Origin of the sequence: Indolivaga capnocytophagoides DSM 22835, from assembly GCF_000426485.1 — a bacterium.
Lineage (GTDB): Bacteria > Bacteroidota > Bacteroidia > Bacteroidales > Dysgonomonadaceae > Dysgonomonas_A > Dysgonomonas_A capnocytophagoides.
Map to the genome: position 1 here is coordinate 112,644 of NZ_AUFL01000011.1, position 22,832 is coordinate 135,475.

Sequence of the window (22,832 nt, forward strand, 5' to 3'; positions counted from 1 at the left end):
TAAATACAGTATTAATTAAGCCATTTTATTCCGATTGTTATGAAACGAAGTTCGTTAAATGTATTGTTTTTAACTTTGCTCACTTTGTTTGTTTGCTTGTCTGTTTATAGTCAAGAGAATATTCCGGTTGAAAAAGATTCGGTAAAGCATTCACGCTTTGAGGCTAAAACCGAAGAGGTGTTGGATAAGGTTTTCAGACCGGATCCGGAATTAGTTGCAGATAGTATTATCAAGGTGTTTGATGATACGCCATCATTCGGAATTTATAAAGATAATTATATCGCTGTAGGTACAGACTTGTTTCATAAACCGGATAGGTATAACTCAGATGCAAAATTTCAGATAAGTATAATTCAGCGTTTGACGAATAGTGTTTTGCCTTTCAAAACATACCTGTTTCTGACCTATACCCAGCTGGCTATGTGGGATGTTTTTCAGGAATCATTTCCTTTCAGGGATATAAATTTTAACCCAACAGTAGGGCTTGGTAAACCTTTGGTGCATAATAACCGCTATCTGGGCGATATATCGGTGCAATTGGAGCATGAATCGAATGGGAAAGATGGTGATGATTCGCGCAGCTGGAATAAGGTAAGCTTTTCGGGACAATTTAAGATAAACAGGCACTGGAGTTATTTTGCTAAGTTGTGGATTCCTATAGTTGATGGTGAGAATAATAGCAATATTGTTCGCTATAAAGGTTGGGGGACATGCGCACTCAGTTATAATCAACGGGATAAGTATAATATCAGTGTGATAGTGAACAGCCGCCCCGGATTGTTTAATGCCAATTTGACGGTTAATGCTTCGTACCGATTATTTAAGAAAGAGAATCAATACCTGTTCTTTGAATTTTATAATGGCTATGGCGAAAATTTACTGGATTACGATCAGTTTCGACAAAGATTCAGATTAGGTTTTGTAATCAGACCTAATTTCAGATTTATATATTAACCCAAAAAGACAGCAGAGTGCAAATGCTAGATTTGTTAATTTAGAAAAAAGTCTTACATTTGCACTGTTGGCAAGTTCTTGTTAGCTATCTGAATGTATATTTTATGATTGATAATTTTACACATATAAGCATAGAAAATAATCTAAAATTTAACGTTTTAGGTTTGGCTGTCTTGTGTGAAATATTAGAGAGAGAGAGAGAGAGAGAGAGAGAGAGAGAGACACACACACAGACACGCATCTAGCGTAACAAATAATCAAAAATTTCTATTGTGTCAAAATAACGGAGTGTTTTTTTATGCTTCGCAGGGGCAGTTAACGGCCATCTGTCAACAGCTATCAGCTGACTTAATGGTTGAATATCATTTTTTTACATCATTTTTACATCTGCTGATTTTCATATCTATTAATTGGCTGATCTTCATATTTACATATTATACCAAAGTTCAATTAATCATTGATAATTGTTCATTGATAATTGTTCACTGTTCAATCGGTTGGCTCGGCAGGCTGTGTCGGGTAGAGTTGTTATATCGTTGTCGTTCAAATACCGGACAATATAATAGATTGCCTGTAAGCCAACTAATATACGTATCGGGGTGCAGCGATTGCACCTTGATACATTTTTCAGTTAACATTTATCAATCAACAGTTATCATTACCGAAAATGGGTTTAAAGCACATGTTCCTACAACTAATCGGATAAAAATAATTACTCAGAATATAAACAACAACAATGAAAAAGAAAATTTTATTATTAATGGGGGTATTCTCCATTGGTATCCTCCTGTATGCTCAGGTAGGGATAAATACTCAAAGTCCACAGGGAATATTTCATGTCGACAGCAAAGGAGATACAAATGGAGCAACCAATGTTATTGACGACATTCTAGTCGATACCAATGGAAATATGGGAATAGGAACTATCACTCCTCAAGCTAAACTGCATATTGTAACTGGCGGAACATCCAACAGTCCTAAATCAGGAATTATACTCAAAGATGGTAATGAGGTAAATGGACGTGTACTCACTACTGACGCTACAGGGCTGGCTACATGGAAGCAGTTGGGGGTAGCCCCTGCTGTTCAAGGATATTTGAATAGAGCTACAACATTACAGCTGAATTATTCATATACCAGTCAATATCTATCAACAGGTTGTTACATAAATCTACCACCAGGTAAATGGATCGTAAATGTGGTTATGTTAATTACTAATATAGGTAGTGGACAGGCTCGTCCAGTAGAAAGTGTATGGGTGAGATCAACTTTCGCAAACCAAGGTTTGTTGACTAGCAGCCCTGATATACAAGGATCTCCCTTAATCTCAGGTTTAGCATGGAAGAATACTTACAGTCTTCTACAAGGCTTTATTATTATTAATAATACAACATCGGCGGCTAAACGTTATGATTATATAATGGGTGGTACAGAAAATAATGGATCGACAACAGGTTATTTGCATAGACCCGGAGGAGGTTGGAACGAAGATAATATAGTTGCTTACTTATTAATGTAAAAAAATGATTAAATTTAAAATAGTAATAACCATATCATTGTTTCTATCCAGTTCGCTTCCTATTTTTTCTCAGATCGGCATAAATACAGATGCTCCGGATTCATTCATACACATGAAAACCTTATCGACAGGAGCAGATCTTAGAATTGACAATCAAGGAAATATCGGACTCAGTATGAACCCTTTGGTTAAACTTAGTATTGATACAAAAGGAACAACGTCAACTCCTATACCCGGATTTATTCTTAAAGACGGATCTGAAAAAAATGACAGAATATTAGTCTGCGATGCTAATGGAACAGGTATATGGAAAGATGTACCTCTACTAAGAAAAGTTACAGCAGCCAAGGGAGCAGGTGTAACACTGAATTATACGACAGCAGGTGTTTATGTAAATACTGGTACAACTATTACCGTTCCTCCCGGCACATGGATGATACATACAGTAATGACTCTATCTAAGAATGCTAGTGCTCCAAATGAAAGTGTGTGGGTGAGATCTACTTTTGCGAATCAAGGTATGCTCACACCCTCTCCTGATATTCAAGGTTCACAGCTTATCTCTGGTTTAGGATGGAAAAACACATACAGCCTTGTGCAAGGTTTTATAATTATAAAAAACACATCGAATATCGATAAAGTGTATGATTATATTGCAGGAGCCACTGAAAATAATGGTGGGTTTGCAGGTAATTTCATCGGTTTTGGAGGAGGTTGGAATGAAGATAATATTGTAGGCTACCAAATCGAGCTGAATTGATACACGGCTACAAATCTCAAATCTCTAAAACGAATAAACAGGCGAAGGAGAGACTCTCCCCTAAGAGAGTAGTAAAGTTATATTGTGCAGCTGAGACTTTTCTTCTGCCCGATGGCTTTTCTCTTTTTTATCTATAGGGTAAGATCAGTGATTAGTTAACAGTGAAAAAGGTGACATCTGAAAATGTGCAAAAAGGATGTTACCTTTGTAACCTTTTCGGGAAAATAGAGGCAAATCCAAGAGGAATTTTTTTGGGGGGATAGCTAAATCCCCTTTAGTGGGCAGAGGGAGGAAATAGCAATAGAAAGTGTGTAATTCAGTTGTAACTTTTGTTACCTTTTTTTATAATGGTTTCTAAGTTCGTTATTTGTGGATGGGTGAAAAATAGATTACAGACAGCTGATTTTTTGTGCCAAAGAATGTATCTTTAAGGTCTTGTAACCAGATAAAAATAGTTAAGTCATAAGCGGATGATCCCATTTCTCTATAATGTAGCGGAGGCTTTTTTTAAGCAGTACGGCAACAAGGTGAGCGGTTTTACATTTGTGTTTCCGAATCGCCGTGCCGGATTGTTTTTTCAGAAGTATTTGTCTCAGATTGCAAAACGTCCTGTTTTTTCACCTGAGATACTTACTATTTCCGATTTATTTACCCGTTTGAGTGGTTTGGAAACAGCAGACCGCATAGAGCAGTTGTTCATTTTATATGATTCGTATAAGAATCTGAGCGGAACGGAAGAAACTTTTGATGAGTTTTTGTTTTGGGGCGAAATGTTGCTGAATGATTTTGACGATGTGGATAAGTATTTGGTGGATGCACGTCAGCTGTTCTCAAATATTCAGGACTTGAAAGAAATCGATGCCGGTTTCGGATTTCTAACTGAAGAGCAGATTATTGCAATCCGTCGTTTCTGGGCGAGCTTTATTCCGGTCGGTGACAGTGAGCGCAAGCGCGAATTTCTGGAAATGTGGCAGGTATTGTTTGAACTATACACTTCGCTGAGAGACGAACTTCGTGCAAGAGGACTTGCTTACGAAGGAATGATATTTCGAGAGGTGGCCGAGAAGGCTAAAGCAGATATGGAAATGGAACTGCCTTCGGAGAAGATCGTCTTTGTAGGACTAAATGCTCATAGTATTTGCGAAGAGCAGCTGCTGAAATATTTGAAGCGCAAAGGTGTTGCTGATTTTTATTGGGATTATTCCTCCTCTTTGGTGAAAGATCCTGATAATAAAGCTTCGGCTTTTATAGACCGGAATAAGGTGCAGTTTCCATCGGAGCTGACCTTAAAACCCGAAGATATACCAATGGAAAAACCGATATTGGAGGTTATTGGTATTCCTTCGGCAGTAGGACAGGCTAAGTTTGTACATTCTATTGTGAGGAAACTGATGGATGATAAGCAGATAACTTCTGCCGATCAGGCTTTGAATACTGCCGTCGTACTTTCTGATGAGAATCTGCTTTTGCCGGCTTTATATTCCATACCCGAAGAGATTGATAAGATAAATGTGACTATGGGGTACGGTCTGATCAATTCGTCAATAGCCGGATTAATGGATCATATATTTGAGCTGCAACGCAATATAAGGGAGTCATCAGGAGCAAGATTTTACTATTTCCGTTTTGTACTGCCTATCCTTAATCACCGTTATATACTGTCTATAGTAGGGGATATAGCGCGGAAGCTTCAGCAGCAGATTATTCAGTATAACAAAGTGCAAGTTGCCATATCTGAATTTGAGGTACATCCTCTGCTTGCTTTAATCTTTAAGCCTATAGATGATTGGACTTCATTTGCTCCTTATCTGAGGGATATTTTATCGCAATTGGAGTCGGCTTTAGCGCTTCGCCGTAACGACGATACCGATGACAATAGCACACGCTCGATAGATATGGAATGTGAATTTATTATCGAGTATTATAAGACGATCAATAAGATGGAGGATGCCTTGTCTAATGTTCGTGCCGAAATGAAGGTCGATACGTATGTGAAACTTCTACGGAAGCTGATTTCCGGTATCAGCGTTCCTTTTAGCGGCGAACCCTTGTCGGGTTTGCAGGTTATGGGTATTTTGGAGACCCGTGCGCTTGATTTCGAGAACTTGATTATGCTGTCGATGAATGAGGGGATATTTCCGATGAAGAAGGCTGCTAATTCTTTTATCCCTTACAACCTCAGACGAGGATTCGGTCTACCGGCTTATGAGCATCAGGATAGTATATTCGCATATCATTTCTACCGTCTGATCAACAGAGCCAGACGTATTTATATGTTGTATGATACCCGTACCGAAGGTTTACAGGGGGGGGAAGTGAGCCGTTATTTTTATCAACTGAAGCATTTGTATTCAGATATGTTCGATATCAGGGAGCGGTTGGCTGTATATGAGGTTTCGTCAAGTGAAAGCCTTGCTATATCTGTACCGAAAACACCTCAGATCCTGGAGAAGCTCAGATTGTTTCAAACCGGAGAACGAAGTCTGTCGGCTAGTTCTATAAATATGTATCTCGACTGTCCTTTACAATTCTACTTTTCGGTTGTTGAAAAGATGGAAGATGAAGACGAAGTTGCCGAGACTATTGAAGCTAATACATTCGGTAGTATTTTTCACTCGGTTATGGAGTGGATTTATGAGGAGTTTAAAGGGCGTATGGTTACGGTTGATGTTCTGAATAAGATCAGTAAGGATGATGTGTATCTGTCGTCTTTGATTGAAAAATCGTTTGCCGAGAATTATTTCAAGATCGAAAAGGTAAGGCAGCTTACCGGGCAGAATTTTTTGACAGGTGAAGTCTTAAAACGTTATGTGAAAAAGGTATTGGCTACAGATGCCAAGCAAGCTCCTTTTATTTATGTCGATTCGGAAAAGAGAATAACAGATCTATATCGGTTACCATCAGGAAAGAGTGTTTCTTTGAAGGGTTTTATTGATCGTATTGATGAGGTGAGAGGGCATACCCGTATCATTGACTATAAAACGGGTAGGGGAGTGCTTGCCTTTAAAGATATGCCTGAGTTATTCGATAAAGAGTTGAAGGAACGGCCTAAAGCTGTTATGCAGGTATTTATGTATGCTCTTCTTTATCTGAAAGAGCATCCGGATAAGGTCTTGGAATCGGGAATCTATTACCTACGGAATCTTTTTGATGACAATTTCAATCCTTTGGTTGAATACAAACCGTCAAAAGATGAACGGAAACTGGTGGCAGATTTTGCTGAATTCAGAGAGGAGTTCAAAAAATATTTTGAGGACTGTTTAGATGAGATTTTCGATGAAGAAACCCAATTTGCTCAAACTCCGACAGGTAAGGCTTGCGAATGGTGTGCTTTTACGGGTATCTGCAAAAAATAAGCGAAATATGTTATGAAAAAACGATCTTAAATATTTTGACTTTTCAAAAAAGTCCTTATCTTTGCAACGCTTTTGAGGAAAAGCACAATGCTTATTAAGCATTGGAGAGATGGCAGAGTGGTCGATTGCGGCGGTCTTGAAAACCGTTGAACTGCGAGGTTCCGGGGGTTCGAATCCCTCTCTCTCCGCCAATATAAGAAGAAAAATGAAGTAAAATCCTGAAATTCAATGAGTTTCAGGATTTTTTATTTTCTATAAAGTGGCAAAAAATGGCAAATTCGGGGATAGTTCACTGACAAATTCGGGGACAGTCGAAAATCCGAAAAATTGTCCCCGAATTAGATTGTAATCTATTCATTTTGTAGAATTTACCCGAATCTAAAACCTGCCCGTAACAGCTGAATCTCATACTTTTAAAATCAATAAATTATAAAAAATTAAAAGTTATGAGTAGAAAAACCTTCAAGACCTTGTTCTTGGTAAAGCCATCCCGTGTTTCTAAAAAAGGAGAAAGCCCTGTCTTTATGCGTATAACCGTTGGAGGGCAGCGTATCGAGACAACCATCGCCCTGAATGTGGAACCCGACAAATGGAACAAGTTTGCAGAAAAAGTAATTGGTAAAGACCGTAAATCACAAGAGGTGAATAACCGCTTAGATTCTATCCGGTTGCGGATAATGGAAATTTATCGGGAACTCGAACTTGACGGAGTCGAGATTAACCCGAAAATTATTTTAGACCGCTATCTGGGCAGGGAAGACGAAACCCGTAGGACACTGTTATCTGTTTTTATGGAGCATAATGAAAGGTGCAGGAAACTAGCAGGAAAAGATATGTCGCCGGCTACGGTTATGCGCTACGAAACCTCTTACCGGCATACACAGGAGTTCATACAGTTCAGCTATAGCAAAGACGATGTTTATCTGGAGGAAGTTAATCACCAGTTTATAAAGGATTATGAGTTCTTCTTAAAGACAGAACGTAACTGTAACCATAATTCAGCAACTAAATACCTGAAGAACTTCAAAAAGATTATTCGTATTGCCTTAGCCAACGAATGGATAAGGAAAGACCCCTTTGCTAATATCAAGTTTCATCTCGAGGAAGTGGAACGGGACTTCCTTGAAGACCATGAATTGAAAATGCTGATGGAAAAGAAATTTGAGATAAAGCGTTTGGCGATTATCCGTGATGCCTTTGTATTTTGCTGCTGGACCGGTTTGGCCTTCAGTGATGTGAAGAACTTGAAAAAAGAGCATTTGGCGTTGGACAATGAAGGGGTTACATGGGTTCGTAAACGCAGGGAGAAAACCAACAACATGTGTAATATTCCTTTGATGGAAGTCCCGATGAATATTTTGGAGCGCTATACACAACATTCCGATTGTGTTCGTAAAGGTGTACTTCTTCCTGTTCCTACCAATCAAAAGATGAATGGTTACCTCAAAGAAATTGCCGATTTGTGCGGTATCAAGAAGCAACTTACCACGCACACAGGACGCCATACATATGCCACTTCTGTTTGCCTTGCCAATGGAGTCAGCATAGAAAATGTGGCTAAAATGTTAGGGCATTCAGATACTAAAATGACCCGCCACTATGCTCGCGTGCTGGATAAAAGTATTTTGAAAGATATGCGTAAGGTGAATGAAAGGTATAAGAATGTCCAGTCTGAATAATTGCATATAAATAGGATTATTTCAGTAAGATGAGGTAATCCTATTAATATTTATTGTTCGCCGCTATTTATCTTTTTGCATACAAATATTTGTTTCTCAGATTTGTTTTCAAATATTTCTTCTTTGAACCCATCGAATTTATTAAGAATTTTAAATCCATGAACACTTAAATATGCATCTAATTCTTGAGGATAAAACATTCGCATATCCAGTTTCTATGCCATTCATTTGAGTTCTGAAAGTATCAGTTTTTTCTGCTTAAATGTGTTTATCATTGCTTTTTCCCTCACAGCAGGGTCGTTACTATGTATCAGTTCAAAGTATTCGACAGGAACAACTTGCCATGATAAACCATACTTGTCTTTGCACCATCCGGAATCTCCTTCTTCTCCTCCATTTGAAGTAAGTGCGTCCCAATAATAATCAACCTCGGCTTGGCCTTTACAATTTATGACGAGTGAAATGGCCTCATTGAATTTAAAATACGGTCCTGCGGCAAGAATAGAAAATTCTACACCTGCAAGTTCCATTACAGCAGTACTGAAGCTACCAGCATTGCCGCTATCGTCAACTGTTGGTGTATTTTCAAATAGCCGATAGTCTTTCAGTTTTCCATCTTTAAATATCGAAAGATAATACGCTGCAACCTCTTTGGCATCTTTTTCAACCCAAAGACAAGGTGTGATTTTTTGATTATCCATGGAATTTATTCTTTAATTGTTAATTATAATTTATATGTTTCTCTTTTTATTCTGGCGGAACAAATCTATCGACTTGTAGCCTTGCTTCAATATAGAGGTCATTTCGGCAAAACGCTTTTCAGTGGTTGCTTCGCTTTTCGTGCTATATACGTAACGTACCCAACCACGCTGATAGCCGGGTGTAAGTTGGTCAAATAATGCCAACACATCCTTATTTGTTTCAAAATATTTCCTCACATCGGGGATGCGATCAACATAATCAGCTACACATTGACTTGGCTGATTGGATTTTTTCCTTTTTTCATCGAGCTTTAGTCCAATGACCGTAAATACATCACTGAAAGCAGCCATTTTATTGAATTTAATGAGACTGTCGTACACATAACCGTCGTTGTCCATATCCACTGCCGGCAGAATATCGTCGCGTCCAATAAATTGCTCGTATTGTTTGTTACCCTTTTTTGGATAGGCAAAATAAAGCATTCCGTAAGGATTCAACAGATCATTGTCAATTGCTTTTCTCAACAAGGCGGCAAATTCGTCCAACGAGAAAATGAAAGCAAAAATCATATCGTATTTTCCTTTTCTCAATGTTGTGCCGAAAGATACTCCATCGAAATCTGTAATATCGACAGGTTTATTGAGGATTACTTTCGCATCGAATTTTCCGATATTGAATTTCTTAATAATTTCGCTATTCATCTTTGATTCTTATATTTTCACATATTTACTTCATATTTTGATTGTAAAAAGTCGATCGTGCCTTTCATTAGTTTTTTCAGTACTTCCTGATTAATGTCAGAAAGTTTGTTGACATAAATACAAGCTTTCCCCATTTTGAATTTTCCCAAATCTTTGAGTAAATGTTCGTGTTCTTTGAGTCCTGTATAAACGTAAAGCGATATGGCTGCTTTGCGTGGCGAAAACCCAACAAGAGGCCAATCGCCTTGCTGACGGCTTCTGTCGGATTTGTAATGATAACTTCCAAATCCTATTATACTGGCGCCCCACATTTTTGGTTCATAGCTCGTGAAGTCCTGCATCAGTTTAATCAGTTCAAAACTGTCTTTTCGTCTTTGCTGGGTTGGGCAAACTGGTTGATAAATTCGTGAACATCCGTGTCGGTTTGTTTTGTTTTTATTTCTGCCATAAATAGTCGGTATAAACGGATTATTTGTTTCTCTTTTTTGCTTCAATGGCGAAAAATCAGGCAAATAGTTAGGTGTACAGCCCTTGGACACCATTTCTCCTTTGTAAAGCCCTGTTTTCTCTCCTAATGCAATACATCGTTTTCGATATTACTCTTCATAAACACCAATCCAGCCTGCAGTGAAATTCATGGCCCATTGAACTTCCGGCTTTTCTTTCAAAATAGTAGCTTCTAGTGCTGAAAGTAAATAAGCGGTATTGTCCGGAGGAATTTACCCGATCCATCTCAATCTTGCTTGATAATACCAGAATACCCTTCTTTGGAGGGAAGAAGCACTGTTTTCCCATAATTCGATCAGTGCAATTGTTTTTTTATCTTTTGTGAGTTGGTTAGCCATTAACCAATCCGTCAGTTGATTTCTCTCATTGACCGAGTGGGCGTGCATATCCTGATCCAATTTATTAACCAAATCTTGTGAAATCATCCGGATATCCATAATCAAAATTTCCAATTGCCGGGCTAGAAATATACCGGTTGACCATAGTTCCATAGCAAGACTGTGATCTTTTTTAATTTCTTTTGCAATTTTACGCAGGCCGCCTAATTTAGTTTTGCTATTGATTTGATTCAGGATGCTTTCTGCTTTTGAAGATGGGGCCATATCAATCTCTTGATTTGTTCATTATTCGGCCAGCATTTTTATTTTTTCCAATGCAACCGGAAACTGTTTGAAAAAATAATCTTCATATTCTTCTTCGACAAGTAATTCTACTGTCAAATGGGTTTTTCCATCAGATTCTGTCAGAATATAACTTTCTGTTGACGACTGCTTGTAGGGCGGTTGTTCCTTGTCGTTATCAATTTGTCCCAAATGCCGGAATAACATAAATTCATTGGGGCGTTTTTTCTCAATTACGCTATACATACCCTGTCCTTCCCCATTTAGAAATAAAATCCGGCTACCTTCTTTCCAGTCGCTTACAGCATGCGAACCTTCGCTGAATACTTTTGTCCATGCACGATAATTACTGTCTTCCTAAAGAATAGTCCATACTTTTTCTTTGGAAGCCTTGATCTCGATGTCGAATGATATTGTCTTCATACTAATTTTAACTCTGGATATAATTATAACGTAATAACATAAATCCCACCGAAAAGTTTATCGTTTTTTGCGTATGAAAGCAGCAACGATCTTAGAACTATAAAAACGACATGACGAACGAAAATAAACCAGTAGATTTTGGCAATATATATATCATGCTTCAACAATGTCTTTTCGATAAGAGGTTCTATGTGCTTCCATTTAATTCCGGCTAGTCCGCAGCCGATACGAGGCGTATACACACTTGCAATCAATGATTTGGCTTCCCTCTGTTAGTTTTTCTAAACAGGATTCGATAGCTTCATGGCGAACCTCCTTATGAAGCAAATGATTACATGACTTCTCGTTTTTAAAAGGTTATGAATTATACTCTACGATTTCTGATACAATGTCTTCTTCGAAACTTATTTTTAACCAATCAGGGTCTATTCCCATAATCTGAGGTTTGAACCCTATATAATATATAAGTGCATTTTTTTCTACACGATCCGGTTTTCCTAAATATTCTTTTACCTCTTTTTTTGTTTTACCTTGTAATAGTTTATCCTTCTTTAAACTAGATGAATATTCGTAACGTATTTCTCTATTATTAAGCCAAACTTCTCTGTCAAAATTTCGGTCAGGATAATAGCTCATGGTAAAAATTACGCATGATACTATGATGACATATAATATTGGAACTGTTATTATGGATGCAATTATACTATACAGAGATTTTGAGTTTTTTAGTATCCATCTCCAAATGAAAAATAATACTACCATTAATAGTAGTACAATTATATACACCTAAAAAGTAGAATTATATGGGCCGATAAATGCAAATCCTATATTTATTTGTACTTTTACATAAATATTACCACTATTACCATGAAAAAAATATGATGGATTATTCTAAGAATATGCCAACTGGTACTTACTCAAAAAATGTATCAGAACCAATCATACCTATCTTTCTGAAATTCAGGGACGATTACGCAGACACATGGGGAAGAAATGCTGACAATACGCTTCCATTCGCTCAGGTTAGACAGATTCTTACCACTAATCCCCACCGTTGTTTCTTTCAAAAGCAAAAAAGCGGTGGAAAGGGTGATAAGTCCAGGCACAAAATAATTGTACCCCTGGAAGATGAAAAAGCCATAGAATTAGGGGTTACACTTTGGAATGGCAAAGTAGATGCCTTTACAGAAGTATTTGGATATTTTGCAGGTAAAAGCAAAGAAATCCCGTTTTTTGCAGAACCAACCAAAGATACTTTGGCATACCATTGCTCTTTTCACGTAGGTGACTTAAAAGATAAGCAAGGTACACAATCCTCTTTATTCAAGGATATGTATAAGAGGGTAGAAGCGCTTCCTGTCCCCTCCGTGGATATCAACAAAGAAAAAGACAAACGCATATGGACCAATTATGTCATCGCATTAAAGAAGCTCATAAAGCAAAAAGAGCAGATCTGGAAAATCAAAGAAGTTCGTAGACCTTACACTGATACGAACAGCGACAACGAGCGGGTCAACTACATTGATATCCTCATAAACGAGAAAGACCTGAGCCGGCAGTTTGAAGCCGAACTTAAACATTATTTCAATGCGCAGGGGCTGGAAGACTATGGAGCCAATGAAGACAATGCCTTTATTGAATTCAACACATACCAGGAATTAACCTCCGAACAAAGAGATAAACTCCATGAAATAGCCAATGAATATTTTTACGATATTTCCAACGACTCTCCTATACATTATTTCGCAGGAGACATTATCTTTAAATATGTAGATAGTACCTCGAAAGAAGAAGTTATCTCTCAATTAAAAGGTATTTTAAAAGACGAATATCAGATAGAATGTACCATAGATGAATACGGCCGGCTGGATATTACAGAGACAGACCTGCCCCATATCCGGAAAGTTGTCAGCGACAATTTTGATTCCCTGTTGGAAGTAAAACAGAACAACGACATCGAACTGAAAGTAAATGTAGAGGCCCCCCTTATCACATCCGCAATCTTACTTCAGGCAAAATCCCTGTTACAGGAAGAAGGCCTGAACCCCGACCGGTTAAAAATAAGCATTACGGAAGACCAGCGGCAACTCATCCTTGAAATTAATGCGCACATACGGGCGGATATTTTCAAAGATCTGGGACTTTTCCAGAAAGAAAGGGCAAACAGATTTGGCACCAACAGAAAATGCAACCTACAGGAAATAGAAGGACTACAGATTGTAGAAGGCGAATACCAGGTTGCATTTATCTCCAAAAGAGAGGAAAAAGAGAGAATCCTGGAAACAATTAAACAAACAAACCAGGATCATTCCTTCCGTCAGCTTCCTACCCGGTATGTTTTTATTATCTCCCACGAACAGGATATAAATAAACTCCGTAGTTTTAAAACCGGAACCGACCAGCCAGGGATGACCAGCTTTCAGATTCAAAGATCCATGCTGACCATACAGGCTATGGATAACCAGGAATACCAGTCCCATCTCCAACGAATTCAAAAAGCATTCCCGGAGGTGATGATAGAGAAAAAAGAATACCAACCGACCTTCTACCTGGAATTTAAAACAGACCAGAAGGAACAACGGCAGGAAATAATCAACAAAATTCAGGAAGAAGTCAGCCGTCACCAAGTAGGAGACGTCAGGTATGACTCCGTAAAGAACGATACCCGTATATTTTTTACCTGCTATTTTCAGGCAAAGGAAGAAAGAAGGAACTTTCGCAAAGTAATGGCAGAAGCATGTATTCCCTATAAACATCTTTTGACTTACTCTTTTGAAAACAACTTGGGCAAGACTCGGTATGAGTTTGCAAAAAATGAAACACTCGAAAAAGAGAAAGAAAATGAGACCGTTAAGAATGTCCGGCAAGCCACATTTATTTACCTTACTCCTGACGAAAAAAATAAACTGGACGAAGTTGTACAACAAGATGGACTGGATGCCTATTTCAATGGAGGAAAATCGATAGGTACTCTGATGCGGAAGGAACGGGACAAACTCATCTTCCGGATGAATCATACGTTTGATGAGCTTGTCAATGCCCGGGAAGATGAAAGACTGACGCTGGAAGAAATAAAACGGGGATACATCAAACCCATTTTCCCCGGTGAACTTACCAACATTAGCCGCATGATAAAAGCCATGCGAAAAGTGACCGAACCCGGAGGAAAAGTAGAGTTTCCTGTCAATAAAAACCTGCCCAACTTCCTGTTCGACCCCAATACCGCCCGTCTCTCCTACGAAGATATCGAAGAAGAAAAGAGCCGGATACTGGAAAATCTGAACGAGCCTCTACTGAAAAATCAACCCAAACAGCTTGAAGCAGTTGCCAAATCTCTGCTTGCCACAGACCTGGCATTGATACAGGGACCTCCGGGAACAGGAAAAACTACGGTGATCGCAGAGATTATCTGGCAAACCTTACTCAGAGACCCCGGTGCGAAAATCTTAATTACCTCGCAAACCAATCTCGCCGTGGACAATGCATTGGAAAGACTGAAAGGAAAACAACTGGTACGGCCCATCCGCATCGGAAATATAGACAAGTTTGAAGACGAAGGCAAAGTCTATTCCGACAAGCGATTAAAAGACTGGATCGCCGCTAAAACGGACTCAGACGATGAGCAGATCAATGCGGACAACGCCATTTGCGAATGGATCAAAAACATAAGCCACAGAAGCAGCGACAGCGAAACCCACCAGAATACCATTGCCAAATGGAAAAAAGGGCTGAGCAGGAAAGATTCATGGATCAAAACCACCTTTTCCGGAAGGTATTTCAAACACGTAAATGTATTTGCCGCTACCTGTAGCGAATGCGGCAGCCGCAATTTCGGAGAATCCTATCGCACCATGTTTCAGAAAAACAACGAAAAGCAAGGAGAACCCGAATTTGACCTGGTCATCATGGATGAGGCCAGTAAAGCCACTCCACCCGAATTGATCCTGCCACTGACACTGGCCAAGAAAGTCGTCATTATAGGAGACCATAAACAGCTTCCGCCTATGATCGATGAAAATGAATTCAGCGAAGCGCTGGAAGCTGTCGGTGCCAAAAACCTGGTAGAAGATTGGACAAAAGATGACTACAAAATATCCCAGTTCGAGAAATTATTCGTGAATGCACCGGATAGATTAGTAGCAAGTCTGGATACCCAGTTCCGTATGCATGAACAAATCATGAACTGCATCTCCCAATTCTACAAAGATCAGAATACCCTGGAAAGCGGGTTGATCTGTGGTATAAAATCTCAGATGGATGTACCCAACCTGGCTGTAAAAGCCAGCAGGTGGCACGGGTTTAATTTGCCTCCTTTTATCGAACCCGATATTCACGCCATCTGGGTGAATGTAGAAACCCCCGAGACAAAAAAAGGAACTTCGTACGAAAATGAAGGTGAAATCGATGCCATCCGCACCGTATTGCAGGCATTGACCAAAGCAGAAGGTTTTCGGGAATACCTGGATTTTTTCGAAAAAGAAGAAGACAAAGAAATTGGGATCATCACCTACTACATGCCTCAGATGCAACAGATAAAAAGAGTCATCTATCCCACGCTTGACAAACACGACTGGCGTAATTTTGACCAGCACAAATATAGAAATGAATTTCAGATTCCTTTTCGCATAAACACCGTAGACCGCTTTCAGGGAATGGAACGCAATATTATTCTTATATCAACCGTACGAAGCGACAGGCAGATTGATGTAGAAGGCAAAGAACAAAAAAATAATAAATATCCTTATGCACTGGGATTTGCACGGGAATTGCAACGCGTGAATGTCGGCTTCTCCCGGGCAAAACGATTATTGATTATTGTCGGGAATGAAAAACATTTTGCCAACAAAGCAGAATATGCCGAAGCCATTCAGCGCATGCACCGGGTAGATATTGCACAACTTCAAAATTTGTAATCGCATGAGCACACGTTTGTCAAAAATAGCAAAAGAATTGAATGTTGGTATCTCGGTCGTTTCCGATTTTCTCCACTCCAACGGATATAGTTACGATGAGAATCCCAACGAAAAGATTGGAGACGAAGTCGTATCGTTCATTAAGAACAACATATATTCCTACCTGATCGACATCGGTAAATATACCAACGCGTCTGCAAAGGAGGTGTACGCGAAGCCGCAACGACAGCCTGCGGAACAGATACCCGTAGAATTAAAAATTATTGATGCAGCCAGCAAAGAAAAGAAACTCATTGAGCGCATCATCGGATTCACCGATTTTGACTGGCACTATACCGTAGCGAACTTTGAGGGAACCTGTTCGAGACCTGAGAACTTCACTCTATTCGATGAAGTCATCTGCGACCTGTTGCTGAAAGAGAATATGTCTTTGGCCCAAATAGGTAAACTCCTGGGACTTGATGTGAAATCAGATCCGGCAGAAGAAGAAATTCTTCTGGAAGCTATCAGGGAACTCACAAGAGATGAGATGGTAGAGAGTAACGGAATGGTCTACTGGCTTACCGAGGTGGGAAAGGAGTATGCCAGGAATGGAGTGAAATTTATTACCTTCACCCGGAAGTTTGATCTGTATATCGATGCCATAGGAGACCTGAAAGAGAAAGCAAAACAGATCTTCAGCAGCCTGCGCAGTGAGCGGAAACGCAGTTTCAAACGGGACAACCTGCCCAATAACCTGGAAGAGGTGAAGCCGCTTGCGGAATTACAGGCGCCCGAAATTCATTTCCCTCAAAAAAACTTTTTATTGCAATCCTGTACCCCGCTCGGTGCGGATGGATATGTAGCCAAAGTCTGGGTCGTGCTTCTGGAAAATTTCCGCGACAATACCATTCGTGCCCTTGTATACGACGAAAAACAGGATAAGATCATCGCTCCGTTGTCGGAAGCATTTGATAAACTGGAAGATGAAAAACTGAAGCTACTTGAAAAACTCGTCAGAGTAGGGGAGGACGAAGAATTTGAAGTCCGGTTTACCGAAGAGGAGAAAACAGAGGAGCAGCTGACCATTGAACGTGAATTGATCCAAAAGCAGGAAGCACTGGACTCTGCTGTACAGGCACAAAATAAAGAAGAGGTCCGGGCAATACAGGAACAGGTTTCGCAAATCAAACGTCATTTCAACTCCCTGGAATTTGAAGTGGAACTCAAACGATTGTTTGACGAAACGGCAAACGACCTTTGGATCATTAGTCCCTGGATCAAGCGTTATGCCATCGAGCGGAGAATCCCTTTCTTTGAGAGGTATCTGAAAAAAGGCGGGCGTATCTTCGTCGCGTATTCAAAGCCCGAAAAGGCAACCGACCACATGGCAGATGTGGAAGTACTGAAGAAACTTGTCAGATTGGAGGAGACATACCAGAACTTTTATCTGCACCAGTTGCCGGTATTCCATTACAAACGGGTATGGCTCCGCACCCATGACGAAACAAACTTATATTATACGGGAAGTTACAATATCCTTTCCTTTTTCGTGAAACAGAACGAACACAAGGTACGCCAGGAGGAAATGGCAAAACTGGACTGGGACCAGGAAAAAGAAGACGTCTATCAGGATACGCTTCGCATGTTTTGTCAGAAATACCTGGATAGGGCCGTAGATAACTTCAATGCCCTTTGCGATAACATACCGGAGAAAAGGGATAAAATGTTCCTGCAAAAACTCAGAACGGTGGACGATGGAAAGCTGAAACCGTTTATCAACCAGGGAATCGCAGGTTTTGATGAGAAATACAGCGAATTGCATGAAGAAAAAGAAAAGCAACTGATCTATTATGAAAAACAGTATTTTCTGACCGAACTACAAAACATCAGTCAGGAAGTTACTAAGTGGGGGAAAAAGGACATTAAACCGAAAGAAAAAAGGGCTTTGCAAGAACGTTTGTCTGCTTTACAGGAAGAAAGCAAAGACTATGCCTTGGAAGGAATAAAAGAAGTGGAAGAAGCTATCAGAAATCTAAAAGCACATATTGTTCTACCCAACAGACTGGATAAAAAATAAGAAGAGATGATAAGTCGGAAATTAATTTTATAAAACTTGATTCATAAAATCATAAATGAAAGCGAGAGTGTAAAACAGGTATAAGGTTTATTCTATACTTTTATATTTGAAAGCAAGTAAAAGTTACGTTTCAAACGAATTCTTCATTATACCAGTATCTCGCATTCCTCTTATCTCCTTCAACAGTAAGTATGCCTTTATCCACAGCCTTCTTAAGATCGACGCTTGCTGTAGCCGTCCCTATTTTATGATATTCCATATAATCTTTACGGGAGAAAGGCTCCTTAATAACCCCTTTAAGCATTTCGACACGATTAGAAACCGGATGAATCAACTTATAATGGAATTCAACACTTTTATCCAGTAATTGATCAATTACAGACAAATAAAACTCATAAAAAGGATATATCGAACCTTCATTTTTAGATTTAGTATCCAGGTCTTCGTCATAGTATTTCCCGAGTTTATCAATACCATACTTTTTTTCCATTATATCAGCATAGGGTAAATAAAGAACGAAACCATGTTCATGATAAAATAAGACAATAAGCCATAATTGAACGATTTCATCATCACATATATAATCATAACTATTATAGCAGAATTCAGCGATACGATAAAGAAAAAAATACCTCTGATCGGACAATGCCTTAAATATCAGATTCAGATTATGTTCATCAGCATGCTTAATTGATAAAAAGTCATAAGCCTTCGAAAATGATTCTATACTGTAGGCTTTGTAATCATCTAGCTTAGCATACATCGAAAAAATATCCTTAAATTTACGAAATTGGTAATTATCAATATCTACATCTTCTGTTGTTTTTTTCTTTAGGATATTAACTATCTCTACCTCGGAATGATTCAGATTCTCGCGATTAGCAGCCTCATACATATTTCTTGCATTACACAGCAAATCAAAATCGATATGCTTATTGGCAGACCTGATCTCCTTTATTCTTCCGATTTTTTCCGATATCGATGTCACGGAAGAAATCATCTTATTCGTAATGGTATAATCAATAATCATATATACTATTTTTAATACTATCAAAAATAAGAATATTTTTTGATGAATCCTTTCCAACTTAATAGTATATTATAAAATATAGTATTGGAGGGATCTTGAATATAATAGTTATAGTATTAATAATAGTATTTATTTATTCTATTGTTGTTATATATGCTAAATATTAAGACTTTATAAATAAGTCGTTCATTCCGTATCTCATTTTATTCATTTCCGACCCGATTTTCCGGTTTGTAATATTTGCATATCCTAAAGTTGTTCGTATGCTTGTATGGCCGAGCATTTTGCTCACGGACTCTAGTGATACTCCGTTATTTAGAGCCAATGTTGCGAATGAGTGCCTGCTAACATGGAAAGAGAGCTTCTTATTAATATTACAAATGGAAGCAATTTCTTTCAAATATTCATTTACTTTTTGATTACTTGGCATTCGAAATAATTGTGTGTCTCCTTTTTTTATGTAGAAATCCGGATGAAGCCTTTTCAATATGATCAAAGGAATATCTAATAATGGGATTTGAGATATATTGCTTGTTTTTTTACGGATAATAATAAGCCAATATTGATTGTTACGGTATTCGATATCAGATACTTTCAAGTTATATATATCCGTGTACGATAAACCGGTGTAGCAGCAGAACACGAATGCGTCTTTTATTCGGTTTAATCGTTCTGTCATAAATGGTTTGTTTATAATTGAATTTATTTCATTTTCATTGAGATATACAGGATATTTCTTTTCTATATGAAACCGGAATAAATGAAAAGGATTCACTTGCAATAATCCCGTCTTCTCTGCAAAATTCATAATAGCCGCAAAACGTTTCATGTAGTTGATGGTCGTATTGTTACTGCAATTGTATGTTTTTCTCAGATAAGTATAAAAATGCTCCAGAAACAGCAGGTCAATCTCATGAATGACAATATCCTTCTTTCTGAATCTCTTAATCAAATACTCTTCAATTCGCTGATGTGTTAATTTATAGCATTCAGCCGTCTTTTTGCTGATATTTCTTCCGTTTTTTGACCTGAATATCTTAATTTGTTCTCTGAATTGGTAGCTGAGTAACATCTCTGCATTATTTCCTAAATAGGCCTGTTTCAACCTTTCCGGAGATACACTTTGATACTTTAATGATAATTCGGCATAAATCCTTTGGATCTTGCTTCTTATTTCTTCTAAGTAAGTATTCAGGTAGAGGGAAGATCCTTCCGTTACCCTGTTTTCTTTTTGGTTCCATGCGGATGGCTCTACATCTAAACTACTACTGAATTGTATTTGTTTTCCCTTGATTGTAATACGAATCATAATAGTTGACAAACCATTGTTCTTCAGTTGGTCTTTTCTTGCAAAAAATAAGATTTTAAATGTCTCTTTCATATGTTCTTATAAATCATTGTATAATTATATCAACCTGATCGTACCTATAAATAGGAGGTATTTAGGTATGATTTAACATTCGTTTCGCTGTTTGATGAAATATTATAATCTATATACTATTGAATATAGTATATAGGAAAATTCTACTATAATTATTAATTGGTCATGTATTTTATCTCGCGGCCACGATTTAGCACAACTCTGGCATCATCGATCTTCATCATTTAGCGTTAAATTATTTCTTAAAATCAGTATATATAGAAATTGTTAACTCGCAAGTGTTTTATTATTAGATGTTTGCGCTTTTAGGGAAATGGAGAGTTCAAGTTCCAGGCAGTACTCTAACCCAGAGTCCCAACAAGGCTTTGGTTTATGGCTTATATTCAATGATTTGCATCATATTCGGACTTGTTGATTTGATATGTTAAATCTTGAGATATTTACTAGTTGGAGGAATAGTGTAAAGTATTGAAATTATACACAGAAGAATATGTATACTGACTATAAGATATGCCAATATAATAGATTTTATCAGTAATTAGCAGGTGAAAAATGGGAGGTCGAGCGTTCAAATCTGCCTGGGACTGGTAGTAAAATGATGAATTTTCATGAATTTGGATGCCTGATCAGCTCATTAATTATAAGATCGATAGCGCTAATTTTGCAGAATTGATGAATTTTCTTCTTAGATACCGGATACAAAGATAAGAAATATATTTTATTGTTGATATACGCTGATGTGTCGGAAAAGTAATCAATATACCATTATAATTTTGATTAGTCTGAATAGTATAGAAAGGTAAATAGCCCAATGATATAGATTCTATAACCTTAAACAGATTGAGATGAAAAGACATACATTTACAATCTACTTCTTTATTAAGAAGAGCAGGTTAAACTCACAAGGTTTAGCTCCGGTCAACATACGCATAACGATCGACCGGAAGGAAGTCTCTTTTACTTCTAAAATTCCCATTGACCCCGAATTATGGGATACGTGGGATACGCATGCCCAACGATTATCCGGGAGGTCAAAAACTGCCAGGGAGGTGAATTCTGCACTTAACAGGATATATACTTACCTGTCGGAGCTTTATCACAAAATAAGAGAGAAGGATGGAGGTGTTACCTCTGAAAGACTGCGTGATGTTTTTCTCGGCAGGGAAAAGCTTTGCGAACAACATACAGTCCTTGAACTATTTGATAAATTAATTGTACAGAAACAACTTTTGGCTCAGAGTGAGGTTGTTAAGGAGATCTCAGCAAATTCTTACATTTGTTCGAAAGAAAAGTTGATGGCCTATATGGAGCTTCATCAGAACATATCCGATATTGATATGAAAAAGATTGATTCTGGATTTATGGACATATCTTTTTACTCTTGGTGGTTGCGACCCTATGATAAGACATATGCGACATATAAAACAGGTGACCACAGATGCATATCGCAATAACGATATTGACAGAGATCCATTTTACGATATTACACTGACTGTTAAGAAAACGGAGCGTTTCTTCCTGAGCGAAGAGGAATTGGTTGTTCTTAAAGAAACAGAATTTAAAAATAAGATATTAGAAGAAGTCTGGGATCTTTTCTTGTTTTGCTATTATACAGGTCTTGGATATAGCGATTTGAAGAATTTAAGGTACACAGATATAGTTGATAATGTCGTTTATGTAGAAAGAATAAAGACAGGAAATGATTGCTGCATCCCACTATTGAAGATTCCTCAGGAAATTATAGAAAAGTATAAGGATGATAGTCGTGCCGATGATCATGTGTTTTCGGCATGTGCATGCCAGAGAATGAATTTATATTTGAAAGACATAGGTATCGCATGTGGTTTTAGAAAGGTACTAACCACGCATGTTACAAGACATAATAAAACACCTTATCAATTATTATACAGTACATTACATAATATTCGTTTTTCAATAGCTAACGATTTTGAAACCAGTTTGGTTATTAGATCTGCTTAATTTTCTAACTATACTAAAGAGCGACTTAATATTTGCAAGTATATAAAATAAGATTAAACATCAATTATATTTATAAAAATGATTTGTAATATCTCTATACAGTTTTAATCAAATGATTTTCTAGCGGTACCTAAAAATGGGTGATTTTACAAACTAAGAATTGTTTCTTTCATAATCCATAAGTTTATTTTTAATAACCACTCTACTGAAGAATTTTCCACATTCTTGTATGTTTTAATCTGCAATAA

Annotated in this window: 18 protein-coding genes and 1 tRNA gene; 10 read left to right on the forward strand and 9 right to left on the reverse strand. The window is 38.0% G+C overall.

Features of this window, described 5'->3' with window-relative positions:
- Positions 1-39 precede the first annotated feature (39 nt).
- The 6 genes from K322_RS18720 to K322_RS0106360 all read left to right on the forward strand — a co-directional run bounded on the left by K322_RS18720 (position 40) and on the right by K322_RS0106360 (position 8,268).
- The gene (locus K322_RS18720) at positions 40-954 is read left to right on the forward strand and encodes a phospholipase A (protein ID WP_051290669.1); all 915 of its coding nucleotides are present in this window, start codon (positions 40-42) and stop codon (positions 952-954) included.
- A 736-nt stretch (positions 955-1,690) separates the two neighbouring features.
- Positions 1,691-2,473 (forward strand): hypothetical protein, encoded by a 783-nt coding sequence (locus tag K322_RS20170; RefSeq protein ID WP_026626137.1) that lies wholly within the window; start codon positions 1,691-1,693, stop codon positions 2,471-2,473.
- Positions 2,474-2,477: 4 nt separating this feature from the next.
- Positions 2,478-3,233, forward strand: a complete 756-nt coding sequence (locus K322_RS0106345) for a hypothetical protein (RefSeq protein ID WP_026626138.1) — start codon at positions 2,478-2,480, stop codon at positions 3,231-3,233.
- A 470-nt stretch (positions 3,234-3,703) separates the two neighbouring features.
- Positions 3,704-6,589 (forward strand): PD-(D/E)XK nuclease family protein, encoded by a 2,886-nt coding sequence (locus K322_RS0106350; RefSeq protein WP_026626139.1) that lies wholly within the window; start codon positions 3,704-3,706, stop codon positions 6,587-6,589.
- A gap of 103 nt (positions 6,590-6,692) precedes the next feature.
- Positions 6,693-6,780 (forward strand) — tRNA-Ser (locus K322_RS0106355).
- Positions 6,781-7,035: 255 nt separating this feature from the next.
- Complete coding sequence (locus K322_RS0106360; protein ID WP_026626140.1) at positions 7,036-8,268, forward strand: site-specific integrase; 1,233 nt, start codon at positions 7,036-7,038, stop codon at positions 8,266-8,268.
- A 224-nt stretch (positions 8,269-8,492) separates the two neighbouring features.
- On the opposite strand, the gene K322_RS0106370 is transcribed toward K322_RS0106360, so the two are convergent.
- The 7 genes from K322_RS0106370 to K322_RS18745 form a co-directional block, all read right to left on the reverse strand.
- On the reverse strand, positions 8,493-8,969 hold the full coding sequence (locus K322_RS0106370; RefSeq protein ID WP_026626141.1) for a VOC family protein: 477 nt from the start codon (positions 8,967-8,969) through the stop codon (positions 8,493-8,495).
- A gap of 30 nt (positions 8,970-8,999) precedes the next feature.
- Positions 9,000-9,671 (reverse strand): YdeI/OmpD-associated family protein, encoded by a 672-nt coding sequence (locus tag K322_RS0106375; RefSeq protein ID WP_026626142.1) that lies wholly within the window; start codon positions 9,669-9,671, stop codon positions 9,000-9,002.
- 17 nt (positions 9,672-9,688) lie between these two features.
- Positions 9,689-10,213 carry a DUF1801 domain-containing protein gene (locus tag K322_RS18730; RefSeq protein ID WP_221406998.1) on the reverse strand — a complete coding sequence of 175 codons (525 nt, stop codon included), beginning with the start codon at positions 10,211-10,213 and terminating at the stop codon, positions 9,689-9,691.
- A gap of 177 nt (positions 10,214-10,390) precedes the next feature.
- The gene (locus K322_RS21065) at positions 10,391-10,780 is read right to left on the reverse strand and encodes a DNA alkylation repair protein (protein ID WP_221406999.1); all 390 of its coding nucleotides are present in this window, start codon (positions 10,778-10,780) and stop codon (positions 10,391-10,393) included.
- A gap of 21 nt (positions 10,781-10,801) precedes the next feature.
- Positions 10,802-11,044 carry a hypothetical protein gene (locus K322_RS20175; RefSeq protein ID WP_157279388.1) on the reverse strand — a complete coding sequence of 81 codons (243 nt, stop codon included), beginning with the start codon at positions 11,042-11,044 and terminating at the stop codon, positions 10,802-10,804.
- Between the two features lie 200 nt (positions 11,045-11,244).
- A complete protein-coding gene (locus tag K322_RS20795; RefSeq protein ID WP_157279390.1) occupies positions 11,245-11,475 on the reverse strand; it encodes a macro domain-containing protein in 231 nt (76 codons plus the stop codon).
- Between the two features lie 103 nt (positions 11,476-11,578).
- Positions 11,579-11,857, reverse strand: a complete 279-nt coding sequence (locus K322_RS18745) for a hypothetical protein (RefSeq protein WP_026626143.1) — start codon at positions 11,855-11,857, stop codon at positions 11,579-11,581.
- Positions 11,858-12,099: 242 nt separating this feature from the next.
- Here K322_RS18745 and K322_RS0106405 point away from each other — a divergent pair, with 242 nt between their 5' ends.
- A complete protein-coding gene (locus K322_RS0106405) occupies positions 12,100-16,134 on the forward strand; it encodes an AAA domain-containing protein (protein ID WP_026626144.1) in 4,035 nt (1,344 codons plus the stop codon).
- Positions 16,135-16,138: 4 nt separating this feature from the next.
- Positions 16,139-18,193 (forward strand): hypothetical protein, encoded by a 2,055-nt coding sequence (locus K322_RS0106410; RefSeq protein WP_026626145.1) that lies wholly within the window; start codon positions 16,139-16,141, stop codon positions 18,191-18,193.
- 130 nt (positions 18,194-18,323) lie between these two features.
- Here K322_RS0106410 and K322_RS0106415 read toward each other — a convergent pair whose 3' ends face one another.
- Both K322_RS0106415 and K322_RS0106420 read right to left on the reverse strand, forming a co-directional pair.
- Positions 18,324-19,223, reverse strand: coding sequence for a Fic family protein (locus K322_RS0106415; protein WP_026626146.1), 900 nt, complete (start codon positions 19,221-19,223; stop codon positions 18,324-18,326).
- Positions 19,224-19,386: 163 nt separating this feature from the next.
- The gene (locus K322_RS0106420; protein ID WP_026626147.1) at positions 19,387-20,604 is read right to left on the reverse strand and encodes a site-specific integrase; all 1,218 of its coding nucleotides are present in this window, start codon (positions 20,602-20,604) and stop codon (positions 19,387-19,389) included.
- Positions 20,605-21,449: 845 nt separating this feature from the next.
- Between K322_RS0106420 and K322_RS0106430 the strand changes: the two genes are divergently transcribed.
- Together K322_RS0106430 and K322_RS0106435 are read left to right on the forward strand one after the other, a co-directional pair.
- Positions 21,450-22,058 carry an Arm DNA-binding domain-containing protein gene (locus K322_RS0106430; RefSeq protein WP_026626149.1) on the forward strand — a complete coding sequence of 203 codons (609 nt, stop codon included), beginning with the start codon at positions 21,450-21,452 and terminating at the stop codon, positions 22,056-22,058.
- A complete protein-coding gene (locus tag K322_RS0106435; protein ID WP_026626150.1) occupies positions 22,015-22,584 on the forward strand; it encodes a tyrosine-type recombinase/integrase in 570 nt (189 codons plus the stop codon). Before K322_RS0106430 ends, K322_RS0106435 begins: the two co-directional genes overlap by 44 nt.
- The last annotated feature ends 248 nt before the right edge of the window (positions 22,585-22,832 follow it).

Excerpts from the sequence above, each read along its gene's own strand:
- K322_RS18720 (WP_051290669.1), top strand. The coding sequence starts at position 40 with ATGAAACGAAGTTCGTTAAATGTATTGTTTTTAACTTTGCTCACTTTG.
- K322_RS20170 (WP_026626137.1), top strand. The coding sequence starts at position 1,691 with ATGAAAAAGAAAATTTTATTATTAATGGGGGTATTCTCCATTGGTATC.
- K322_RS0106345 (WP_026626138.1), top strand. The coding sequence starts at position 2,478 with ATGATTAAATTTAAAATAGTAATAACCATATCATTGTTTCTATCCAGT.
- K322_RS0106350 (WP_026626139.1), top strand. The coding sequence starts at position 3,704 with ATGATCCCATTTCTCTATAATGTAGCGGAGGCTTTTTTTAAGCAGTAC.
- K322_RS0106360 (WP_026626140.1), top strand. The coding sequence starts at position 7,036 with ATGAGTAGAAAAACCTTCAAGACCTTGTTCTTGGTAAAGCCATCCCGT.
- K322_RS0106370 (WP_026626141.1), bottom strand. The coding sequence starts at position 8,969 with ATGGATAATCAAAAAATCACACCTTGTCTTTGGGTTGAAAAAGATGCC.
- K322_RS0106375 (WP_026626142.1), bottom strand. The coding sequence starts at position 9,671 with ATGAATAGCGAAATTATTAAGAAATTCAATATCGGAAAATTCGATGCG.
- K322_RS18730 (WP_221406998.1), bottom strand. The coding sequence starts at position 10,213 with ATGGTGTCCAAGGGCTGTACACCTAACTATTTGCCTGATTTTTCGCCA.
- K322_RS21065 (WP_221406999.1), bottom strand. The coding sequence starts at position 10,780 with ATGGCCCCATCTTCAAAAGCAGAAAGCATCCTGAATCAAATCAATAGC.
- K322_RS20175 (WP_157279388.1), bottom strand. The coding sequence starts at position 11,044 with ATGTATAGCGTAATTGAGAAAAAACGCCCCAATGAATTTATGTTATTC.
- K322_RS18745 (WP_026626143.1), bottom strand. The coding sequence starts at position 11,857 with ATGAGCTATTATCCTGACCGAAATTTTGACAGAGAAGTTTGGCTTAAT.
- K322_RS0106405 (WP_026626144.1), top strand. The coding sequence starts at position 12,100 with ATGATGGATTATTCTAAGAATATGCCAACTGGTACTTACTCAAAAAAT.
- K322_RS0106410 (WP_026626145.1), top strand. The coding sequence starts at position 16,139 with ATGAGCACACGTTTGTCAAAAATAGCAAAAGAATTGAATGTTGGTATC.
- K322_RS0106415 (WP_026626146.1), bottom strand. The coding sequence starts at position 19,223 with ATGATTATTGATTATACCATTACGAATAAGATGATTTCTTCCGTGACA.
- K322_RS0106420 (WP_026626147.1), bottom strand. The coding sequence starts at position 20,604 with ATGAAAGAGACATTTAAAATCTTATTTTTTGCAAGAAAAGACCAACTG.
- K322_RS0106430 (WP_026626149.1), top strand. The coding sequence starts at position 21,450 with ATGAAAAGACATACATTTACAATCTACTTCTTTATTAAGAAGAGCAGG.
- K322_RS0106435 (WP_026626150.1), top strand. The coding sequence starts at position 22,015 with ATGCGACATATAAAACAGGTGACCACAGATGCATATCGCAATAACGAT.